Origin of the sequence: Flavonifractor sp. AGMB03687 (assembly GCF_017811815.1) — a bacterium.
GTDB lineage: Bacteria > Bacillota > Clostridia > Oscillospirales > Oscillospiraceae > Flavonifractor.
The window spans coordinates 585,218-602,144 of the sequence record NZ_JADKZI010000002.1 but is presented as its reverse complement, the minus strand read 5'-3'; the positions used below and the strand labels follow the sequence as shown (position 1 = coordinate 602,144).

At 60.4% G+C, this 16,927-nt stretch carries 17 protein-coding genes and 1 tRNA gene; 8 read left to right on the top strand and 10 right to left on the bottom strand.

The features are described from left to right. The first annotated feature begins 115 nt into the window (after nt 1–115). From J9789_RS06420 to J9789_RS06410, 3 genes are all read left to right on the top strand, one after another. Complete coding sequence (locus J9789_RS06420) at nt 116–307, top strand: hypothetical protein (RefSeq protein WP_025483966.1); 192 nt, start codon at nt 116–118, stop codon at nt 305–307. Nucleotides 308–401: 94 nt separating this feature from the next. Next, complete coding sequence (locus J9789_RS06415) at nt 402–1,913, top strand: recombinase family protein (RefSeq protein WP_209343693.1); 1,512 nt, start codon at nt 402–404, stop codon at nt 1,911–1,913. A gap of 57 nt (nt 1,914–1,970) precedes the next feature. After that, a complete protein-coding gene (locus J9789_RS06410) occupies nt 1,971–2,357 on the top strand; it encodes a site-specific integrase (RefSeq protein ID WP_055180122.1) in 387 nt (128 codons plus the stop codon). A 40-nt stretch (nt 2,358–2,397) separates the two neighbouring features. Here the strand turns inward: J9789_RS06410 and J9789_RS06405 are convergent. Next, nucleotides 2,398–2,491: transfer RNA gene (locus J9789_RS06405), tRNA-Ser, on the bottom strand. Between the two features lie 613 nt (nt 2,492–3,104). Here J9789_RS06405 and J9789_RS06400 point away from each other — a divergent pair. Together J9789_RS06400 and J9789_RS06395 are read left to right on the top strand one after the other, a co-directional pair. Then, nucleotides 3,105–3,674, top strand: a complete 570-nt coding sequence (locus J9789_RS06400; protein ID WP_209343691.1) for a xanthine phosphoribosyltransferase — start codon at nt 3,105–3,107, stop codon at nt 3,672–3,674. Between the two features lie 13 nt (nt 3,675–3,687). Next, a complete protein-coding gene (locus J9789_RS06395) occupies nt 3,688–4,077 on the top strand; it encodes a PaaI family thioesterase (protein WP_209343689.1) in 390 nt (129 codons plus the stop codon). Here the strand turns inward: J9789_RS06395 and ytvI are convergent. Then, nucleotides 4,068–5,177: a sporulation integral membrane protein YtvI gene (ytvI, locus tag J9789_RS06390; RefSeq protein ID WP_209343687.1), complete on the bottom strand. Its 1,110-nt coding sequence runs from the start codon at nt 5,175–5,177 to the stop codon at nt 4,068–4,070. The two genes, J9789_RS06395 and ytvI, sit on opposite strands and share 10 nt — an antisense overlap. Before the next feature lie 175 nt (nt 5,178–5,352). Between ytvI and J9789_RS06385 the strand changes: the two genes are divergently transcribed. The 3 genes from J9789_RS06385 to J9789_RS06375 are packed head-to-tail and all read left to right on the top strand — an operon-like array spanning nt 5,353 to nt 8,311. After that, nucleotides 5,353–5,793, top strand: coding sequence for an ACT domain-containing protein (locus tag J9789_RS06385; protein WP_209343685.1), 441 nt, complete (start codon nt 5,353–5,355; stop codon nt 5,791–5,793). A 30-nt stretch (nt 5,794–5,823) separates the two neighbouring features. Continuing rightward, nucleotides 5,824–7,035: a homoserine dehydrogenase gene (locus tag J9789_RS06380; RefSeq protein WP_209343683.1), complete on the top strand. Its 1,212-nt coding sequence runs from the start codon at nt 5,824–5,826 to the stop codon at nt 7,033–7,035. Between the two features lie 52 nt (nt 7,036–7,087). Beyond that, nucleotides 7,088–8,311, top strand: coding sequence for an aspartate kinase (locus tag J9789_RS06375; RefSeq protein WP_209343681.1), 1,224 nt, complete (start codon nt 7,088–7,090; stop codon nt 8,309–8,311). Nucleotides 8,312–8,387: 76 nt separating this feature from the next. On the opposite strand, the gene purD is transcribed toward J9789_RS06375, so the two are convergent. The 8 genes from purD to purC are packed head-to-tail and all read right to left on the bottom strand — an operon-like array spanning nt 8,388 to nt 16,902. Beyond that, the gene (gene purD / locus J9789_RS06370) at nt 8,388–9,644 is read right to left on the bottom strand and encodes a phosphoribosylamine--glycine ligase (protein ID WP_209343679.1); all 1,257 of its coding nucleotides are present in this window, start codon (nt 9,642–9,644) and stop codon (nt 8,388–8,390) included. Between the two features lie 42 nt (nt 9,645–9,686). Further along, nucleotides 9,687–10,886, bottom strand: a complete 1,200-nt coding sequence (locus J9789_RS06365; RefSeq protein ID WP_348633645.1) for a phosphoribosylaminoimidazolecarboxamide formyltransferase — start codon at nt 10,884–10,886, stop codon at nt 9,687–9,689. After that, entirely contained in the window at nt 10,879–11,586 is a 708-nt protein-coding gene (locus tag J9789_RS06360) for an IMP cyclohydrolase (RefSeq protein ID WP_209343675.1), read from the bottom strand. The genes J9789_RS06365 and J9789_RS06360 overlap by 8 nt, the downstream gene beginning before the upstream one ends. Before the next feature lie 4 nt (nt 11,587–11,590). Next, a complete protein-coding gene (gene purN, locus J9789_RS06355) occupies nt 11,591–12,223 on the bottom strand; it encodes a phosphoribosylglycinamide formyltransferase (protein WP_209343673.1) in 633 nt (210 codons plus the stop codon). Beyond that, complete coding sequence (gene purM / locus J9789_RS06350; protein ID WP_209343671.1) at nt 12,220–13,263, bottom strand: phosphoribosylformylglycinamidine cyclo-ligase; 1,044 nt, start codon at nt 13,261–13,263, stop codon at nt 12,220–12,222. The genes purN and purM overlap by 4 nt, the downstream gene beginning before the upstream one ends. An 18-nt stretch (nt 13,264–13,281) precedes the next feature. Beyond that, the gene (gene purF / locus J9789_RS06345; RefSeq protein WP_209343669.1) at nt 13,282–14,706 is read right to left on the bottom strand and encodes an amidophosphoribosyltransferase; all 1,425 of its coding nucleotides are present in this window, start codon (nt 14,704–14,706) and stop codon (nt 13,282–13,284) included. A gap of 51 nt (nt 14,707–14,757) precedes the next feature. Beyond that, a complete protein-coding gene (locus tag J9789_RS06340) occupies nt 14,758–16,179 on the bottom strand; it encodes an amidophosphoribosyltransferase (RefSeq protein ID WP_209343667.1) in 1,422 nt (473 codons plus the stop codon). Nucleotides 16,180–16,182: 3 nt separating this feature from the next. Beyond that, a complete protein-coding gene (gene purC / locus J9789_RS06335) occupies nt 16,183–16,902 on the bottom strand; it encodes a phosphoribosylaminoimidazolesuccinocarboxamide synthase (RefSeq protein WP_087338283.1) in 720 nt (239 codons plus the stop codon). Between the last annotated feature and the right edge of the window lie 25 nt (nt 16,903–16,927).

Below are 16,927 nucleotides of genomic sequence, written 5' to 3'. Positions count from 1 at the left end.
AGGTACACACTGTCAGGCCATTTACTCTCTCATTCTAACAGCTTCGGCTTTGAGATGGAAAAAGACGCGGCTGGCGGCCGCGCCTTAAACCGTAATTATTATTGTAGGAGGTACTATGGAGCATATCAGATACAAGAAAGAAACCGAAGTCGTGACTTTTCAGGGAAAGGAAATCACGCTGGAAAATCTCTCCCCGGTGTTCACGCTGGAGCAGGAAGCGGCAAAACGCCGGGAGCTGGAACAGCAGCTTTATGAGGTGTTCCGCAAGTATGCCGACAAACGGCAGAGTGAGGAAGCCGGGGCATAAGGTTTTCCGAAGCCATCATTGATTTGCGGGGCTGCTGGCGGTATAATAAAACTGTCAGCAGCTCCGTTTCTTTTTTAAGAAAAGGAGCGACAATATGAACAATCGAATAGACGCAATCTATGCAAGACAATCGGTAGACAAAAAGGACAGCATTTCCATTGAAAGCCAGATTGAATTTTGCAAATATGAATTGAAAGGCGGTAACTGCAAGGAATACACAGACAAAGGGTACAGCGGCAAAAACACAGACCGTCCGAAGTTTCAAGAACTGGTACGGGACATCAAGCGGGGCTTGATTGCAAAGGTCGTGGTTTACAAACTCGACCGTATCAGCCGTTCTATTCTGGACTTTGCCAACATGATGGAGCTGTTCCAACAGCACAATGTGGAGTTTGTGTCCTCTACGGAAAAGTTTGATACCTCCACCCCGATGGGGCGGGCGATGCTGAATATCTGTATCGTGTTCGCCCAGCTTGAACGGGAAACGATACAGAAGCGGGTGACGGACGCTTACTATTCCCGCAGCCAGCGAGGCTTCAAGATGGGTGGGAAAGCCCCTTACGGCTTTCATACAGAGCCGATTAAGATGGACGGTATCAACACAAAAAAGCTGGTGGTAAATCCAGACGAAGCGGCAAATATCCGGCTGATGTTTGAGATGTACGCCCAGCCCACTACCTCCTACGGGGACATTACCCGGTACTTTGCCGAACAGGGCATTTTGTTCCATGGCAAAGAGCTGATACGCCCCACGCTGGCGCAGATGTTACGCAATCCTGTCTATGTGCAGGCAGACCTTGATGTGTACGAATTTTTCAAAAGTCAAGGGACGGTCATTGTCAATGACGCTTCCGATTTTACTGGCATGAACGGCTGCTATCTGTATCAAGGGCGGGATGTGAAGCCCAGCAAAAAGAACGACTTGAAAGACCAAATGCTGGTACTGGCTCCCCATGAGGGCATTGTCCCCTCCGACATCTGGCTGACCTGCCGCAAGAAGCTGATGAACAACATGAAAATCCAGTCTGCCCGAAAAGCCACCCACACATGGCTGGCGGGAAAAATCAAGTGCGGGAACTGCGGGTATGCCCTTATGAGCATTAACAATCCTGTGGGGAAGCAATATCTCCGCTGCACAAAACGGCTGGACAATAAAAGCTGTGCCGGGTGCGGGAAAATCATCACTTCGGAACTGGAAACGGTTGTTTATCAGCAGATGGTAAAGAAACTGGCAAGCTACAAGACGCTGACAGGCAGAAAGAAAGCGGCAAAGGCAAACCCTAAAATTGCCGCCCTGCAAGTGGAGCTTGCCCATGTGGACGGCGAGATTGAAAAGCTGATGGACAGTCTGACGGGCGCAAACAATGTGCTGCTCTCCTATGTGAATGTGAAGATAGCGGAACTGGACGGGCGCAAGCAGGAACTTTTGGCGAGGATAGCGGAGCTGACGGTGGAAGCCATCAGCCCGGAACAGATCAGCCAGATTTCCGATTACCTCGACACTTGGGAGAATATATCCTTTGATGACAAGCGGCGGGTGGTAGACTTGATGATTACCACCATAGCCGCCACAAGCGACAGCTTGAATATCACATGGAAAATCTGACGGGTGGAACCCCTCCCGTCAGATACCTACCCTGTGTAGTCCCTTGTAAACTGTACTTTGCTGGAGGCCAAGAAACAGCAGGAAGAAAATCGCAAGCTGTGCGGGCGCGCCTACAACAAAGAATATCTGGGATATGTCTGTGTCGATGTGATTGGCAATCTCATTAAACCCAACTATGTGTCCTCGACCTTTGGGAAGTTGCTTGCCAAGAACAATTTACGGCACATTCGTTTCCACGATCTTCGCCATACCTGTGCCTCGCTTTTGCTGGCCAACGGTGTTCCGATGGAACAGGTAAAAGAATGGCTGGGACACAGTGAGATTTCAACAACGGTGGATATTTACGGGCATCTGCAATATGCCACGAAAAAACAATCCGCCGCAGCCATTGAGCAGGACATTGTGGCGCCCATGCTGCAAAACCTATCGGCGGTTTCTCCATAAAAAGGAAAGAGGTCTACCAGCTTTTCGCTGGCAGACCTCATGGCGGAGATGGAGAGATTCGAACTCTCGCGCCGGTTTTGAGCCGACCTACCGCATTTCGAGTGCGGACCCTTCAACCGCTTGGGTACATCTCCAAATTTATGTTATATCCCTGGTCCCGACCCGCCGACCAATTCAGCCGGTGGAAATCGGGAAGAACAACAGGATAGAACAAGCAACATTATTCAATTTGAACTCGGCTGGAACCCGCATGGTTCCAAGGGTTTCAGCCGTTTGGCACTCCGCATAGGAAACCTGATTTCGAATCATGACTCCAGCTTGGATGATGACGGTAAATCAGGGACGATAGCGGTAACTACGGAACCCCAAAACGCACCTCTCAAAGTGGCCGTCAGATGACCACTCTCATTATAGCCTTTTTCCTGCAAAATTCAAGCCGTGGAAATTGGGAAGAACAACAGGATAGAACAGACCCCAATTCACGATTTGAACTTGCCCGCAAACCCGCATGGTTACTGGCTTTTCGGCAGTTTGGACTTCCAAAGTGGAAACATGATTTCGAGTCAGCCCCGTTATGACCACTTCGATACCGCTGCATACTATAGAAGTGCCCGCGCAGACCGCGCGACACGGTAATGTATAGAATACCTTATTTTTGTGCGCTTGTCAATATTGCAGCCCGGCATAAAATGGGATATAATCAGTTTTGTATTTCAGAAACCGCGTCAATATGCGCAGGAGGAAAACATGGAAGAACTGAAACGACGCATCCTCAGCGATGCGGTCGTGGGTGAGGGCGACATCATCCACGTAGATATGTTCCTCAACCACTGTATGGATATGGACCTGATGGAGCGGATGGGCGCCGCCCTGGCCAAGCGCTATCGGGGCGGGCATGTTACCAAGGTGCTCACCGCCGAGAGCTCCGGCATCGCGCTGGCCTGCTTTACCGCCAAGGCCCTGGGTGTGCCGGTGATTTACGCGAAAAAATTCCAGACCGGTTACATCGACCCCGATGTATATTCCGCCGAGACCCATTCCTTTTCTCTGGAAAAGTCCTATACCCTGCGGGTGTCCAAGAAATATCTGACGGAGGATGACAACGTCCTGCTGGTGGACGACATCCTCTCCAACGGTCAGACTATGCTCAGCCTGCTGGAGCTGGTGTCCAAGGCCGGCGGGGAAGTGGCCGGCGTGGGCGTGGCCATTGAGAAGTCCATGCGGGAAGGTGGACGGGTGCTGCGCCGCATGGGCATCCGGGTAGAGGCTCTGGCTACGGTGGAGGCCATCGAGCAGGGCCGCATCGTCCTGGCGTAAAAGGGTGGCTGCCATGATTGACGAGAGATTTACGCCGCTCCCCAACGCCTTTGCCGAACATAACGGCATCCAGGTCCGGCTCACAGAGCAGCAGGAGGGAGAGGCTGTGCTGGAGATCGGTCCGGACAGTTTAAATCCCCTTGGCAGACTCCACGGCGGCGCCTACTACACCTTGGCTGACTGCGCCGACGGCTGTGCCTGCCGGGCGGATGGACGGCGTTACGTGACCCTCCACGGCGGAATTGATTTCATCCGTTCCGCCGACCACGGTCGGGTAACGGCTCTGGCCACGGTCCGCCATCGGGGAGGAACCACCTGCCAGACTACGGTGGAGATCCGGGACGAGGCGGGGAGCCTGCTGGCTCTGGGCGATTTTACCTTTTTCTGCTTGGATCATTCGTGAGGATCTGACGGCTCTGAACGAGGGGACGGCCTGGTGGCCGTCCCTTTTTGCGATTGGTCCATCCACAGCTGCCAGGCCACCACGGCCGCCAGAGGGGCCAGTATCATCCCGGCCACGCCGAAGACACGGAACCCCGCGTACATGCTGATGAGAGCTGCCAGAGGGGGAAGACCCGCCCTCTGTCCTACGAGCCGGGGCTCCAGCAGGCTGCGCACCAGGGTGACCAGCCCGTACAGGGCAAACAGGCCCAGCCCCAGGGTATAATCGCCGCTGAGCAGGGCCCACAGGCCCCAGGGAAGCAGCACAGCGCCGCTGCCAAAGATGGGGAGGGCGTCCACCAGGGCTGTGAGTCCGGCCAGCAGGATGGCTGGCTCCACCCGGAGCAGTAGCAGACCCACCGCCACCTGCGCGAAGGTGGCCAGCACCAGCAGGCCCTGGGCCCGCAGCCAGCCCCCCATGGCCTGGACCGTCACCTGCTTCCAGCGGCCCAGCCGCGTCTGCCACAGCGAGGGAAGCTGGGCAAAGGCAGCCCGCAGGCCGGGTTTGCCTGCGCTGAAGAAGTAGGCGGCCAGAAAAGCGGTAAAGAGGAACAGCCCCGCCGAGGGCAGGCCGGAGAGGCCCTGGACGGCCCGGGACGTCACCGTTTCCCCCAGCCAGCCCGGCAGGGCCAGCAGGCTCTGACCCAGGGCCTCGGCAGCCTGACGGGCAGGCTCCCGCAGCTGGTCGGGCAGGGCAACAAAGAGGCGGTACAGCCAGCTCTCCGCCTGTTGGGCCAGTCCATCCAGTTCCGCCAGCAGGGCGGGCAGCCGCCCGGCCAGCTGGGTCAGCTCATACCACAGCCGCCACAGCAGTAGCGCCGCCCCGCCTATGGCCAGTCCGGCTGCCGCCAAAGTGCACAGCACCGCCGCCAGACGGCGGGGGAGGCGGCAGCGGACCGAGAGGAAGCGGACTGCCGGTTCCATTAGCCAGGCCAGTACTGCCGCCAGTAAGAAGGGGGCCGCCAGCGGCAGCAGCCAGCGCAGCCCGGCCCAGAGAGCGGCCAGGATCAGCCCCACCCACAGCAGCCGGATCACCCCCCGCAGGTACCTGTCCTCCTGCAAAATGACCCCTCCTTCCTAAAATATGTATAAATTGACGAAAAACAGGGGGAGAAGCAAGGCGGAAATCGGCAGGCAGGAGGAAGTTGGCCCTTGCGGCGGGGACTTCAATGTGCTAAAATGGACCACAATACAGAAACAAATGCTTTTCTGTCAAGGACAGGAGGAGGTCCATAGAATGGGCAAGGCACCAGCCTACTTCATTGTGGAAGCCAGTGCGCTGCCGGAGGTTTTTCTGAAGGTGGCGGAAGCCAAGCGCTTGCTGGAGACCGGCGAGGCCGGAGCTGTCAACCAGGCCGTGCGCCGGGTGGGCATCAGCCGCAGCGCTTTTTACAAGTATAAGGACGCGGTGCGGCCCTTCAACGACATGCTGCACGGGCGCATCGTCACCTTCCAGATCGTGCTGAAGGATGAGCCCGGCGTTCTGTCCGCGGTCCTGAATATTTTTGCCACCACCGGCGGGAATATTCTCACCATCAATCAGGCCATTCCGGTCAGCGGCTGTGCGGCGGTAACCATCGGGGCGGAGACCTCCGGTCTTCAGATTCCCATGGAGGAGCTGCTGGAGCGGCTGCTGAAGGTGGAAGGCGTGCTGCGGAGCGAAGTGATATCAGGGTAAATGAGCCCTTTGGAGCAAGGAGGCATCCATATGGTAAACGTAGCGATTTTGGGCTTTGGCGTGGTAGGCTCCGGCGTGGCGGAGGTTTTGGCTACCAACGGCAGCCATATTGACAAAAAAGTAGATGACCTGATCCGGCTGAAGTATATTCTGGACGTGCGGGATTTCCCTGACAGCCCCTTTGCCGATAAGGTCATTCATGATTTCAGCATCATTGAGAACGACCCCGAGGTCAACATCGTGGTGGAGACCATCGGCGGCGCCAAGGTGGCTCTGGACTTTACCCGCCGGGCCCTGGCTGCCGGCAAGAGCGTGGTCACCTCCAACAAGGAGCTGGTAGCCGAGCACGGCTGTGAGCTGCTGAAGCTGGCCCAGGAGAAGGGCGTCAGCTATCTGTTTGAGGCCAGCGTGGGCGGCGGTATCCCCATCATCCGCCCCCTGAACCAGTGCTTGGCCGCCAACGAGATCGAGGAGATCTGCGGTATCCTCAACGGTACCACCAACTATATCCTGACCCGGATGATCCGTGCCGGGCTCAGCTTTGAGGCCGCCCTGAAGGAGGCCCAGCAGAACGGCTACGCCGAGCAGGACCCCACCGCCGATATCGAGGGCCACGACGCCTGCCGGAAGATCTGCATCCTGTCCTCTCTGGCCTTTGGCCGCCACGTCTATCCCAGCCAGGTACCCACCGAGGGCATCACCGGCGTGAGCCTGGCCGATGTGGCCTATGCCGATGCCTGCGGCAAGAAGATCAAGCTGCTGGGCCGGGCCATCCATCAGGACGACGGCAAGGTGTGCGCCTATGTGGCCCCCCATCTGGTGGACGTGGAGGATCCCCTGGCCGGCGTGGAGGACGTGTTCAACGCCATCGCCGTCAAGGGCAATGCCATCGGCGACGTGATGTTCTACGGCCGGGGCGCCGGTAAGCTGCCCACCGCTTCCGCCGTGGTGGCCGACGTCATTGACGCGGCCCGCCATAAGGACGAGAAGAAGCGGATGTTCTGGTCGGAGGGCGGCGACGATGTGGCTGTTCCGCCTACCAATCTGGAGAGCGCCTGGTATGTCCGGGTGGAGGGGAAGCTGGAGGACGTGAAGGCCGCCTTCCCCGACTGTGCGCTGCTGCCCCGGGCCGGTGCGCCGGAGAACGAGTTTGCCTTCCTCACCACGCCCATGACCCGCGGGGCTCTGGAGGAGAAGCTGTCCGGTCTGAAGCCCTGTTCGCTGTTCCGGGTACTGGACTGAGCGCATAGGATGCCATAAGAGATTTCACCTGATTTAGGGGGTACAAACGCCAATGGGACTCATCGTAAAAAAATTTGGCGGCAGCTCCGTTGCTGATGCAGACCGCATCCGCAACGTGGCCCGCATCATCACGGAGACCTACCGCCGCGGCCACAGCGTGGTGGCGGTCCTCTCCGCCCAGGGGGATACCACCGACGACCTGATCGCCAAGGCTGCCGAGATCAACCCCAATGCTTCCAAGCGAGAGATGGATATGCTCCTGTCCACCGGCGAGCAGATCTCCTGCTCCCTGTGTGCTATGGCCATTGAGGCTATGGGCTATCCCGTCGTCTCTCTGACGGGCTGGCAGGCCGGGTTCCGCACCAACTCCGTCTACGGCGACGCCCGCATCAAGCGGCTGGACACCGAGCGCGTGATGGCTGAGCTGGACAAGAAGGCCATCGTCATCGTCACCGGCTTCCAGGGCCTGAACAAGTATGACGACATTACCACTCTGGGCCGGGGCGGCTCCGACACCTCGGCTGTGGCTCTGGCCGCCGCCCTGCGGGCCGACTTGTGCCAGATCTATACCGACGTGGACGGTGTGTTTACCGCCGATCCCCGCCATGTCACCGGCACGTTCCAGCTGGATGAGATCACCTATGACGAGATGCTGGAGCTGGCCACCCTGGGAGCCCAGGTGCTCCACAACCGCTCCGTGGAGATGGCGAAGCGCTACAGCGTCAACCTGGAGGTCCTCTCCAGTTTCTCCGGCAAGCCCGGCACCAAAGTCAAGGAGGTTGCAAAAACCATGGAAAAAATGCACGTCAGCGGGGTGGCCTGCGACAAGAACGTGGCCCGTCTGGCCGTTGTGGGTCTGGCCGACCAGCCTGGTATCGCCTTTAAGATTTTCTCCCTGCTGGCCAAGGAAAAGATCAACGTGGACATCATCCTGCAGTCCATCGGCCGCAACAACACCAAGGACATCAGCTTCACTGTGGGCAAGCAGGATATGGACCGCGCCAAGGAGAGCCTGGAGGCCCACAAGGGCGCGCTGGGCTTCGATCACATCGACGTCAACGACTCCATTGCCAAGGTGTCCATCGTGGGCGCCGGCATGATCCATAACCCCGGCGTGGCCGCCAAGATGTTCGAGGCCCTCTACAACGCTGGCATCAACATCAATATGATCGCCACCAGCGAGATCAAGGTCTCCGTGCTGGTGGATATGCCTGAGGCTGACCGGGCTGTCCAGGTCATCCACGACCGGTTCTTCCACGAGTTCGGCGGGAACTGAACCTCATAAGTCCATAATGAGTATGAAAAAAGGCCGCCTGTCACAGACAGGCGGCCTTTTTTGATGGAATCGAGCATTACACGCGACCGATGTCGGTGCGGAAGTGCATGTCCTGGAAGTGGATATGCTTGGCGGAGGCGTAGGCTGCATCAATGGCGGCGTCCAGGTTGTCGCCGGTGGCGGTGACGCCCAGAACACGGCCGCCGTTGGTGACGATATCGCCGTTGTCGTTCAGCTTGGTGCCGGCGTGGAAGACCACGGCGGTCTCGCCAGCCTCGTCCAGGCCGGTGACGGGGTAGCCCTTCTGATAGCTGCCGGGATAGCCGCCGGAGGCCAGCACCAGGCAGCAGGCCGCGCCCGGCTTCCAGCGGATGTCCATCTTGTTGAGCTGGCCCTCACGGCAGGCAGCGAAGATCTCCATCAGGTCGGAGTCCAGCAGGGAGAGGACGGCCTGACACTCGGGATCGCCGAAGCGGGCGTTGTACTCCACCACCTTGGGGCCCTCGGGGGTGATCATCAGACCGAAGTAGATGACGCCCTTGAAAGGACGGCCCTCCGTCTTCAGCGCGGCCACGGTGGGCATGAAAATGTCCCGCATGCACTGGATGGCCACGGCGGCGGTGTAGTTGGGGGAGGGGGAGATGGCACCCATGCCGCCGGTGTTGGGGCCCTGGTTGCCGTCATAGGCCCGCTTGTGGTCCTGGGAGGAGGGCATGCACAGCAGGTGCTCGCCGTCGCAGAAGGCCAACACGGTGACCTCGGGACCGGTCATGCACTCCTCAATAACCACCTTGGCCCCGGCGTCGCCGAAGCGGTGGTCGCTCATCATGGAGCGGACAGCCTCCTTGGCCTCCTCCACGGTCTGGGCCACAATGACGCCCTTGCCCAGAGCCAGGCCGTCGGCCTTCACCACGATGGGAGCGCCCTGCTCCTCCACATAGGCCAGGGCGGCATCCATGTCGGTGAAGGTCTCATACTTGGCCGTGGGGATGTTGTACTTCTTCATCAGGTTCTTGGAGAAGATCTTGCTGGCCTCGATGATGGCAGCGTCCGCCGTGGGGCCGAAGGCGGGAATGCCCGCCGCCTCCATGGCGTCCACCATGCCCAGGGCCAGGGGATCGTCGGGAGCTACCACCACGAAATCCACGGCGTGGCTCTTGGCCCACTTTACCATGCCGTCCACGTCGGTGGCGGCAATGGGAACGCACTGGGCGATGGATTCAATGCCGCCGTTGCCGGGGGCGCAGTAGAGCCGGGTAACATGGGGGCTCTGGGACAGCTTCCAGCAGATGGCGTGCTCCCGCCCGCCTCCGCCTACGACGAGAACTTTCATAGCGTTATACCTCGTTTTCGTTGATATCAGGCGATGCGCCAATTAGTGATGGAACAGCCGCATGCCGGTGAAGGCCATGACGATGCCGTACTTGTTGCAGGTGGCGATGACATGGTCGTCCCGGATGGAGCCGCCGGGCTGCACGATGTAGGACACGCCGGACTTACGGGCGCGCTCCACGTTGTCGCCGAAGGGGAAGAAGGCGTCGGAGCCCACGGTCACGCCGGACTGGGTGGCGATCCAGGCATTCTTTTCCTCAGCGGTGAGCACCTCGGGCTTGACTTTGAAGGTGTTCTGCCACACGCCCTCGGCCAGCACGTCCTCGTACTCGTCGGAGATGTACACGTCGATGGCGTTGTCCCGGTCGGGACGGCGGATGCCGTCCACGAACTGGAGGCCCAGCACCTTGGGATGCTGGCGCAGCAGCCAGTTGTCCGCTTTGGAGCCCGCCAGACGGGTGCAATGGATGCGGCTCTGCTGACCAGCGCCCACGCCGATGGCCTGGCCGTCCTTCACGTAGCACACGGAGTTGGACTGGGTGTACTTCAGGGTGATGAGGGAGATGAGCATGTCCCGCTTGGCGTTTTCCGGCAGGTCCTTGCTGTCGGTGACGATGTTGTTCAGCAGGTCGGTGTTGATCTCGTAGTTGTTGCGGCCCTGCTCAAAGGTAATGCCGAACACGTCCTTGTGCTCGATGGCCTTGGGGACGTAGTTGGGGTCGATCTCCACCACGTTGTAGCCGCCCTTGCGCTTGGTCTTGAGGATCTCCAGAGCCTCGTCGGTGTAGCCGGGGGCGATGACGCCGTCGGATACTTCCAGGGCCAGGTAGTGAGCGGTCTGGGCGTCGCACACGTCGGACAGGGCGGCCCAGTCGCCGTAGGAGCACAGCCGGTCAGCGCCCCGGGCCTTCACATAGGCGCAGGCGATGGGGGACAGGTCCATGTCCTCGGCAAAGTAGATCTTCTTCTCCACGTCGGTGAGGGGAGTGCCCACAGCGGCGCCGGCGGGGGAGACGTGCTTGAAGGAAGCGGCGGCGGGCAGGCCGGTGGCCTCCTTCAGCTCCTTGACCAGCTGCCAGGAGTTCAGAGCGTCCAGGAAGTTGATGTAGCCCGGCTTGCCGTTGAGCACCTTGATGGGCAGCTCGCCGGACTCCATAAAGATGCGGGCGGGCTTCTGGTTGGGGTTACAGCCGTATTTCAGCTCCAGTTCGGTCATGGTCTGTGCTTCCTCCTTCTTACTGATGCTTGTTGAGGATGACGGTTTCCCAGTTGCCGGTCATCAGGTCGATGTAGCGGACGAAGAGGGATACCTTGTTGTCCTTGTTCAGGTTGGACCAGATCAGCTGGGCGAACTCCTGGGGAGTCTCGCTGGTAATGGTGATCTGCTCCGGCTCACCCTCAAAGGAGGGCAGGGGATTGCCGTCCCCCATGTAGGTGTGGATGAAGTGGCCCTGACCGGCCAGGGGCTTCTCATAGGTGAAGAAGTAGCGGCGGCAGGAGGCGGGATCACCGTCGGCGCTCTTCAGGATGGAGAGGACATAGTCGCCCTCCTTCTTCACCAGGCCGGAGATGCGGGGGGTGTAGTTGGGCTCGTCGGGCTCGAAGGTGCGGGTGTGCAGAGCCTGGGAGAAGGTCTTGCCGGCGGCCAGACCCTCCCGGATGGTGTCTGTCTGATCGCCGTTGGTGACGATGGTGGAGGCGCCGAACACCCGGACCGGATTGTAGATGATGAGAGAGGGATCGGTCATCTTGGAGGGATCAAAGGCCTGGGTGCGGATGCCGTCGGGGGTCTCCACAAAGACCCGGTTGCGGGAGTTCTCGCTGCGGCCCATGATGAAGTAGGCGATGACCGCCTTGGTGTCGTCGGCGGAGCGGCCCAGCACGATGCCGCGGCCGGGATAGGGATTGGAGCGCAGCAGTTCAGTCAGATCCAGCGTTTTCATAGGTTCATTCCCCTTCCTTGATGGTAACAATGCGTCCCTCCACGGAGAGACGGCCTTGGCAGAAGAGCGCCACGGCCTGAGGCAGGATGTGCCACTCGGCCTGCTCCATCACCCGGCGCTGGAGCACCTCGGGGGTGTCGCCGGGTAGGATATCCACTGCCTTCTGCAGGATGATGGGGCCGCCGTCCGGCTCCTCGTTGACGAAGTGGACGGTGGCGCCGGTAACCTTCACCCCGTAGGCCAGGGCCTTCTCGTGGACGTGAAGGCCATAGTAGCCCGCACCACAGAAAGAGGGGATGAGGGCGGGATGGACGTTGACGATGGCGTTGGGGTAGGCCTGCACCATCTCTTCCGTCAGGATGTGCATGAACCCGGCCAGTACCACCAGGTCGATGTTCAGCTCCTTCAGCTTGGCCACCAGAGCCTGGGTCATGGCGCGGTTGGAGTCATAATCCTTCCGGGCCACCACATAGCCGGGAATACCGGCGTTTTTCGCCCGCTCCAGGGCGTAGACGTCAGCCTTGGAGGAGATAACGGCGGCCAGCTCGCCGCCGCCCAGCTCACCACGGTCACGGGCGCCGATGAGGGCCTGCAGATTGGTCCCGCCGCCGGAGACCAGTACAGCGATCCGGGTCATACCAGCTCCACCCCGGTATCGCCTTCCACCACAGAGCCGATGACATAGGCCCGCTCTTCGGTGTGGCAGAGGATCTCCTTGGCCTGGCCCACCTCTTCCTTGGGAATGGCCAGGATCAGGCCCACGCCCATGTTGAAGGTATTGTACATATCCCGCATGGGGATGTTGCCCTTCTTGGCGATCAGGTCAAAGATGGGGGGGACGGGGAAGGAGGCGGTCTCGATCTGGGCGGTGAGGCCCTCCTTCATCATCCGGGGTACGTTCTCATAGAGGCCGCCGCCGGTGATGTGGCTGATGGCCTTGATGTGGATACCGTTCTTCAGCAGGCACTGAACGGTCTTGACGTAGATGCGGGTGGGGGTGAGCAGGGTCTCGCCCAGGCTCTTGCCGCCCAGCTCCTCCATGGGGGAGGTCAGGTCGGCGTTCTCCACGTCCAGCACCTTGCGCACCAGGGAGAAACCGTTGGAATGGACGCCGCTGGAGCCCAGACCGATGAGCACGTCGCCCACCGCCAGGTCCTTGCCGTCGATGATCTTCTCCTCATCCACGATGCCCACGGAGAAGCCGGCCACATCGTAGTCGTCCTCCGCCATCAGGCCGGGATGCTCGGCAGTCTCGCCGCCCACCAGGGCGCAGCCCGCCTGGCGGCAGCCCTCGGTGATGCCGGCTACGATGTCGGCGATGCGGGCGGGATCGTTCTTGCCGCAGGCGATGTAGTCCAGGAAGAACAGGGGAGAGGCGCCGCCGCAGATGATGTCGTTGACGCACATGGCCACGCAGTCGATGCCGATGGTGTCGTGCTTGTTCATCAGCTGGGCCAGGCGCAGCTTGGTGCCCACGCCGTCGGTGCCGGACACCAGCACGGGCTTCTTCATGCCCGCCATATCGGGGGCAAACAGACCGCCAAAGCCGCCCAGGGTGCCCATCACGCCAGGGATGTAGGTGGATTCCACCATGGGCTTGATGCGCTCCACCGACTCGTAGCCGGCGGTAACGTCCACGCCGGCGGCGGCGTAAGATTCAGAGTGGGAATTTTTCATACGGAGAAACCTCCTCAATTATTGGGTTTGACCGATTTTCTGTTCAAAACGGAATTTCTCCCGGGCCTCGGGCACCGGTACCGGGTAATGACCGGTGAAGCAGCCGTCGCAGAAGGTGCAGCGGCAGCCGTTGGCCAGCTTGTGGACGCTGTCCACGCTGAGGTAGCCCAGGGAGTCGGCGCCGATGATCTGGGCGATCTCCTCCACCGTGTGGTTGCAGGCGATGAGGTGATCCCGGGAGTCGATGTCGGTGCCGAAGTAGCAGGGATGGAGGAAGGGGGGCGCGGAGACCCGCATGTGGACCTCGGTGGCCCCCGCCTCCCGCAGCAGCCCCACGATGCGGGCGGAGGTGGTGCCGCGGACGATGGAATCGTCGATGATGACCACCCGCTTGCCCCGCACCACGGAGGAGATGGGGTTGAGCTTGATGCGCACCTTGTCCTCCCGATTCTTCTGGCCGGGGGCGATGAAGGTACGGGCAATGTACTTATTCTTGATGAAGCCAGTGCCATAGGGGATACCGGACTGCCGGGCGTAGCCAATGGCGGCGTCGATGCCGGAGTCGGGCACGCCGATGACGATATCCGCCTGGACCGGATGCTCCAGAGCCAGGAAGGCGCCTGCCCGCACACGGGCCTCATGTACGCCGGCTCCGTCGATCACCGAGTCGGGCCGGGCAAAGTAGATGAACTCAAACACGCACATGCTGCTTTTGGCCTTGCCGCAGTGGTTCTTGATACTCCGAAGACCGTTCTGGTCCACCACCACGATCTCGCCGGGCTCTACATCCCGGAGGAAGTGGGCGCCGATGGCGTCCAGAGCGCAGCTCTCCGAGGCAAAGACATAGCCGCCGTCCAGGGTGCCAATGCACAGGGGCCGGAAGCCGTTGGGGTCCCGGGCGGCGATGAGCTTGCGGGGGGAGAGGAGGACCAGGGAGTAGGCTCCCTGGATCACATCCATGGCGGCGGACACCGCCTCCTCAATGGAGGGGGCCTTCAGCCGGGCGCCGGTGATGGTGTAGGCGATGACCTCGGTGTCGCTGGTGGTGTGGAAGATAGCGCCGGACAGCTCCAGCTTCTCCCGCAGCTCAGCGGCGTTGGTCAGGTTGCCGTTGTGGGCCAGAGCCATGGACCCCTTCACATGGTTGATGACCATGGGCTGGGCATTGGTGCGGCTCTTGCGGCCGGTAGTAGCGTAGCGCACGTGGCCCACGGCCATGCTGCCGGGGCCCAGGTGCTCCAGAATTTCGGGGGTGAATACCTCGCTGACCAGTCCCACGTCCTTGTGGCTGGTGATGACGCCATCGTCATTGATGGCCATGCCCGCGCTCTCCTGACCGCGGTGCTGGAGGGCGTAAAGGGCGTTGTACGTAACAGAGGCGGCGTGAGTCATGCCGGGCACAGAGATGCCGAACACACCGCATTCTTCATGGAGATTTGCCATAGTTTTCTTCCTTTGCGTATAGGGCTTGGACGTGGAAACCGGTGGGACCGGTCATTCCTTTCCGGTCCAGCAGTAGGTGCAGATTTTGTCGCGATCGATGCCGATGGCCTCCAGCAGGCCGTCCAGGGACTGATAGCCCAGGGAATCAAAGCCCAGCTTCTCACAGATGGCCTTCAGCATGCACTGGCCGCGCTCGGTAGAGGAGTCGGCGTACTCTTCCAGGTGCTGCTGTCCCTCGTCACCCTCCAGCTCCTGGATGGTGCGGCGGGCCAACAGTTCCATGTCGGAGTTGCTGCGGGAGAAGTTGAGGTATTTGCAGCCGTACATGATGGGAGGGCAGGCCGAGCGCATGTGGACCTCCTCGGCGCCGGACTCGTAGAGGAATTCCACGGTTTCCCGGAGCTGGGTGCCACGGACGATGGAGTCGTCCACGAAGAGCAGCTTCTTGCCCTCGATGAGCTCAGGCACGGGGATCTGTTTCATTTTGGCCACCTGGTTGCGGGCCGCCTGGTTGGCAGGCATGAAGGAGCGGGGCCAGGTGGGGGTGTACTTGACGAAGGGGCGGGCAAAGGGCTTGCCGCTGCGATTGGAGAAGCCGATGGCGTGAGGTACGCCGGAGTCGGGCACGCCGGCCACGTAGTCCACCTTGGGCAGTTGGCCCTTCTGGACCTCGTCCCGGGCCATGATCTCGCCGTTGCGGTAGCGCATGACCTCCACGTTGACCCCCTCGTAGTTGGAGTTGGGGTAGCCGTAGTAGGTCCACAGGAAGGCGCAGATCTTCATCTTGTCGCCGGCGGGGGCCAGGGTCTCCCAGCCTCGGGCCGTAACCTTGACCACCTCGCCGGGGCCCAGCTCGTAGGCGTCGATGTAGCCCAGCTTGTGGTAGGCGAAGGACTCAAAGGAGACGCAGCAGCCCTCGTCGTTCTGCCCGATGAGCACCGGCAGGCGGCCCAGCTTGTCCCGGGCGGCGATGATGCCGTCGGGAGTGAGCAGCAGCATGGTGCAGGAGCCGTCGATCTCCTCCTGGGCGTGGCGGATGCCGGACACCAGATCGTCCTTCTGGTTGATGAGGGCGGCGGCCAGCTCGGTGGAGTTGACCTTGCCGGAGCTCATGGCCATGAACTGGTGGCCGTGGTCGGAGAAGTAACGCTCAATCAGCTCATCGGAGTTGTTGATGATGCCCACGGTAATGATGGCGTACAGGCCCAGGTGGGAGCGCACCAGCAGGGGCTGGGGATCGGTGTCGCTGATGCAGCCGATGGCGGAACAGCCCTTGAAGTCAGCCAGGTCCTTGTCGAACTTGGTGCGGAAGGGGGTGTTCTCGATGTTATGGATCTGACGCTGGAAACCGGCCTTGGCGTCGTACACCGCCATACCGCCCCGCTTGGTACCCAGGTGGGAGTGGTAGTCGGTGCCGAAGAAGACGTCCATGACGCAGTCCCGCTTGGAAATCGTGCCGAAGAAACCGCCCATGCCTTACTTGTCCCCCATCAGACGGCGCATGACCTCTTCATAGGCCTCCTCAGCGCCGCCCAGATCCCGACGGAAGCGGTCCTTGTCCAGCTTCTCGTGGGTCTTCTCGTCCCACAGACGGCAGGTGTCGGGGGAGATCTCGTCGGCCAGCACGATGGTGCCGTCGGCGGTCTTGCCGAACTCCAGCTTGAAGTCCACCAGGTCGATGCCGATCTCCTTCATGAAGCCCTTCAGCAGGTCGTTGACGGCGAAGGCGTACTTCTTGATGAGCTCGATCTCCTCCTTGGTGGCCAGCTTCAGGGCCAGGGCGTGATAGTCGTTGATGAGGGGATCGCCCAGGTCGTCATTCTTGTAGGAGAACTCGATGGTGGGCTCGTCAAACACGATGCCCTCCTCCACGCCGTAGCGCTTGGCGAAGGAACCGGCGGAGATGTTGCGGATGATGACCTCCAGGGGAACGATGGACACCTTCTTCACGGCGGTCTCCCGGTCGCTCAGCTCCTCCACATAGTGGGTGGGCACGCCCTTCTCCTCCAGGCGGCGCATCAGGTTGTTGGTCATGCGGTTGTTGATGGCGCCCTTGCCGGTGATGGTACCCTTCTTCAGGCCGTTGAAGGCGGTGGCGTCGTCCTTGTAGGACACGATGACAACCTCAGGATCGTTGGAAGCGTAGACCTTCTTAGCTTTGCCTTCGTAGAGCTGCTCTTTCTTCTCGTAAGCCATGACGTGATACTCCTTTATATCTTTA

Excerpts from the sequence above, each read along its gene's own strand:
- J9789_RS06420 (WP_025483966.1), top strand. The coding sequence starts at position 116 with ATGGAGCATATCAGATACAAGAAAGAAACCGAAGTCGTGACTTTTCAG.
- J9789_RS06415 (WP_209343693.1), top strand. The coding sequence starts at position 402 with ATGAACAATCGAATAGACGCAATCTATGCAAGACAATCGGTAGACAAA.
- J9789_RS06400 (WP_209343691.1), top strand. The coding sequence starts at position 3,105 with ATGGAAGAACTGAAACGACGCATCCTCAGCGATGCGGTCGTGGGTGAG.
- J9789_RS06395 (WP_209343689.1), top strand. The coding sequence starts at position 3,688 with ATGATTGACGAGAGATTTACGCCGCTCCCCAACGCCTTTGCCGAACAT.
- J9789_RS06385 (WP_209343685.1), top strand. The coding sequence starts at position 5,353 with ATGGGCAAGGCACCAGCCTACTTCATTGTGGAAGCCAGTGCGCTGCCG.
- J9789_RS06380 (WP_209343683.1), top strand. The coding sequence starts at position 5,824 with ATGGTAAACGTAGCGATTTTGGGCTTTGGCGTGGTAGGCTCCGGCGTG.
- J9789_RS06375 (WP_209343681.1), top strand. The coding sequence starts at position 7,088 with ATGGGACTCATCGTAAAAAAATTTGGCGGCAGCTCCGTTGCTGATGCA.
- purD (WP_209343679.1), bottom strand. The coding sequence starts at position 9,644 with ATGAAAGTTCTCGTCGTAGGCGGAGGCGGGCGGGAGCACGCCATCTGC.
- J9789_RS06360 (WP_209343675.1), bottom strand. The coding sequence starts at position 11,586 with ATGAAAACGCTGGATCTGACTGAACTGCTGCGCTCCAATCCCTATCCC.
- purN (WP_209343673.1), bottom strand. The coding sequence starts at position 12,223 with ATGACCCGGATCGCTGTACTGGTCTCCGGCGGCGGGACCAATCTGCAG.
- purM (WP_209343671.1), bottom strand. The coding sequence starts at position 13,263 with ATGAAAAATTCCCACTCTGAATCTTACGCCGCCGCCGGCGTGGACGTT.
- purF (WP_209343669.1), bottom strand. The coding sequence starts at position 14,706 with ATGGCAAATCTCCATGAAGAATGCGGTGTGTTCGGCATCTCTGTGCCC.
- J9789_RS06340 (WP_209343667.1), bottom strand. The coding sequence starts at position 16,179 with ATGGGCGGTTTCTTCGGCACGATTTCCAAGCGGGACTGCGTCATGGAC.
- purC (WP_087338283.1), bottom strand. The coding sequence starts at position 16,902 with ATGGCTTACGAGAAGAAAGAGCAGCTCTACGAAGGCAAAGCTAAGAAG.